This window comes from Acidipropionibacterium jensenii DSM 20535 (genome assembly GCF_000425285.1).
Taxonomy (GTDB): Bacteria; Actinomycetota; Actinomycetes; order Propionibacteriales; family Propionibacteriaceae; genus Acidipropionibacterium; species Acidipropionibacterium jensenii.
This window is the reverse complement of the sequence record NZ_AUDD01000053.1, coordinates 1-2,237: the sequence shown is the minus strand read 5'-3', so window position 1 is coordinate 2,237 and position 2,237 is coordinate 1. Positions and strand designations below refer to the sequence as shown.

At 62.2% G+C, this 2,237-nt stretch carries 3 protein-coding genes; all 3 read right to left on the bottom strand.

Annotated elements, in window-relative coordinates; translation table 11 throughout:
* Positions 1-697 precede the first annotated feature (697 nt).
* Positions 698-952: a hypothetical protein gene (locus H590_RS18570; RefSeq protein WP_154655340.1), complete on the bottom strand. Its 255-nt coding sequence runs from the start codon at positions 950-952 to the stop codon at positions 698-700.
* A gap of 802 nt (positions 953-1,754) precedes the next feature.
* Positions 1,755-2,060: a ribbon-helix-helix domain-containing protein gene (locus H590_RS0113615; protein ID WP_028703940.1), complete on the bottom strand. Its 306-nt coding sequence runs from the start codon at positions 2,058-2,060 to the stop codon at positions 1,755-1,757.
* On the bottom strand, positions 2,057-2,237 hold a 181-nt coding region (locus H590_RS18800; RefSeq protein WP_036982692.1), incomplete at its 5' end, for a hypothetical protein. The genes H590_RS18800 and H590_RS0113615, both read right to left, overlap by 4 nt.

Below are 2,237 nucleotides of genomic sequence, written 5' to 3'. Positions count from 1 at the left end.
CTATCCGGCCACCGACGCGCCGGCCCGCCGCGCGACGTGCGCTACACCCTCATCTGGGAAGAGCCGGTATCTCGCGGGTCGCACGCGGTCGGGTCCCGCCCGGATCGCGCCATCGAATCGCTCAGTTCGCCGACTCCCTCGAATGGCAGTGCACGCTCAGCTGCCCCTCAAAACGAAGCAAGGTTTGAAGAGCTATTGACGCCTGTCGCGGTGCTACGCCGTTGCCAAGCGCAGCAAGCTGCTGTGCACTGGTCAGGCCGAGGTGCGGAGCGATGACCCATCCATCGGGTAGCCCCATAAGCCATTCCACGAAATCGGGTGCAGGACGTATATAGATCGTTCGTTGTGTTCTTGTGTATGCGGGGGCTCTGCGGTCACCCGGTGCCCCGCATCGCCCCGTGGCTCACAGTCACCCGGTCCACCGGCTGTAACGCCATGGCCAGCTGCGATGAGATCGGGGGAGTCCGCGACATCGCGGCCGGCGATCCCTACCCTCGAGACCCCCAGGCACCGAGCGGCCCCACGATCCCCGCCGCTACGACTTCTGAGCTGCGCCCGGCCGCCCAAGTGGGTGTCACCTGTTCAGCTGGCCGTGGCGATCCTCAGCGAATACGGCCTCCAGTCGGGTGCTGTGCGTCGTTGAGTAGATCGGCCCCTGGTGCGCCGCACCCCGCACACCAGGGGCCATCAGCGCAATCTACGCGGCTTCGGTGTTGGTGGTTGTGTCGAGAAGACGCTTCACATAGTAGAGATCTTCGCCGGCCCGCAGGCGTTTACTCACAGACCATCCGGCAACGACCATTCCTAAATCTGTGGGAGTCAGACCCGCATCGCGGTACTTGATGGCATCTTGCACTTGTCCGTCACGGAGCCCGGCATCTAACCATGCCTCCTTCTCAACGTCGGAGAATCCGTAAAACGTCCATGCTTGGGGAATCCAAGCCTCAGCCACGTCCTGATTCGGGTTCCCTAGTGCGACACCTTCCCGTTTGGTTGTTGTGGTGTAGGGCCCAGTGGCCGACGACTGGTGCGGATTGGGGTGCTTTCGTGGGCGCGCAGGCTGAGATGTGTCGGTCCCGTGCCGTATCCACTGTGAACAAGGGTGGACCGGATCTGACAGATAGGTACATCCGAAGTGATCGTATATCTTCCGAACGACAGGCTCTTCCAATGTCTTCTTGGTCATCGATGGAACGTACTCGCCTATGTCGCTCAGGGCGGTCATGACGTCGTCTGGACTGACGTTCAGGGCGGCTGCCAGGTGCAGCACACTCTGACGAGGATGAGAAATCTATGAAGGGAGCTTGTTCTTGAAGGTCACGTGGTTCCTTCCGAATGATGTAGGAGAGCTCATTTCACATTTAAAATATAGAGCAGTGAGCCGACGGGTCAATGTTTAAGGATTGACCCGTCGGGAAATGGGAGTGCTGTGATCCGTCGTCGCGTATGACGGCGGTTGATGCTGCAGGAAGGCCTAACTTCACCGAGTACTAGCTCTGGAACAGCCGGTGGTCCGGGGCGCTCAACGTGAGCTACTTGTCAGCTGCGTGGAGCCTGATCCGAGTCGTCGAGATCAAGAGTGGTCGTCCTGGTCCGCTTCGGCCAAGGCGGTGCAGAGAGTCCTCTGGCTCACTCCGAGATCCTGGGGGACTCGGCATCGAGAAAAGGCCGAGACGCCGTGGCCACCGAGGACAGCGACCCACGCCTCCGGGACCTGAAGGCGTCAGGCGATCCCGGCTGGGACTTTCTGAGGTTCAGGACTTGGCGAGTTCGTTGCGTAGCACGTCGCGGATGACCGCTGAGACACTCTTGTGTTCTCGGCGGGCCCGGGCGACCAGTGCGGCGTCGGTCTGCTCGTCGAGTCGGGTGGCACGTTTACGGGACTGACCGGCACCGGTGGCGTGGTCGGCCCCCACATTGGGTCTGCCGCGCAGGAACTGTCGGCCGGCCTGGCGTGCCTGGGCTCCGGTCAGCATGGGGGCCGAGTCGTCGGTCAGCGGGGCCTGCGATTCGGCCCAGTCGGCCATCCGGTCCCAGTCGGGGGTGGTGGGCTTGGTCATCTGTGTGCTCCTTTCCGGGGGGTTCGGATCTGGTCGAGGAACTGTGGGCGGGCTTTCATGGCGTGGAAGATGATCAGGTCGTCGTCTGTGTGGACGGCCATCACCTCGATGATCCGTCCGGTGGTGTCGGGTCCCACGAACAGTGAGGGATCGGGCATGTCGGGCAGTCGAGAACGT